The organism is Pseudodesulfovibrio pelocollis (genome assembly GCF_030282845.1).
Lineage (GTDB): Bacteria > Desulfobacterota > Desulfovibrionia > Desulfovibrionales > Desulfovibrionaceae > Pseudodesulfovibrio > Pseudodesulfovibrio pelocollis.
Map to the genome: position 1 here is coordinate 1 of NZ_JASTWE010000118.1, position 715 is coordinate 715.

Genomic DNA, 715 nt, shown 5'->3' on the forward strand with positions numbered 1-715 from the left:
ATAGAGGCGCACCCAGGCAGGACCAAAAAAGCAACGGCCATCAGCAACAGCAACATCACGGCTCGCATCGGTTATTCTCCGGTTGGTTATCTGGCGGCGCTGGGCCGCGATGGTTTTGGTTGCGGCCAGGTACTGCCGCTCCAGGTCATGCGCCCGTGCCGTCTCGGCCTCCAGCATGGCTCGCGCCCGGCTCTCGGCCCCGGCCAGGGCCAGGGCATGGTCCGCGCGGATCCCGCTCACCTCGGCCCGGCGCTCGGCATCGGCCCGCTCGTATCCGGTGTGGTAGCCGCGCCACGCGGCGTAGCCGGTGAGCAGCCCCACCAGGAGCACGGCGGCCAGCCCCAGGGCGATCAGCCGCCAGCGGCCAGTTACAGCGGTGGACACGGCAGAAAGAATGGTCAGCAGGCTCATGGGCACACCCCCCGGCCCCATCCGGCGGCCTCGTACACAGGGGAGAGCGCAAGCAGGATGCGGCGCGGGTAGCCCCGGTTTTCCGTGATGGCCCACTGGGCGCGGCCCGCGTTGACCGTCTCCACGCTATCCCACCACCGGGCCGGGTCCAGCCCGCTGGCCTCGGCCAGCCGCTTGTCCCGGTTCAGCCAGCCCAGGCCGCCGTTGTAGGCGGCGAGCGTCATGGCCATGCGGTGGCAGTCGTCCTCGGCCGCCACGCGCTGCCACAGCCACAGGTCGTAAGCGACCATGGCCCGCAGCGCCC

General features: G+C 70.8%; 2 pseudogenes. Both read right to left on the minus strand.

The features are described 5' to 3' along the window. Nucleotides 1–411, minus strand: a pseudogene (locus QQS14_RS16460) (hypothetical protein); the annotation flags it as partial. Further along, nucleotides 408–715 (minus strand): annotated as a pseudogene (locus QQS14_RS16465) (transglycosylase SLT domain-containing protein); the annotation flags it as partial. The pseudogenes QQS14_RS16465 and QQS14_RS16460, both read right to left, overlap by 4 nt.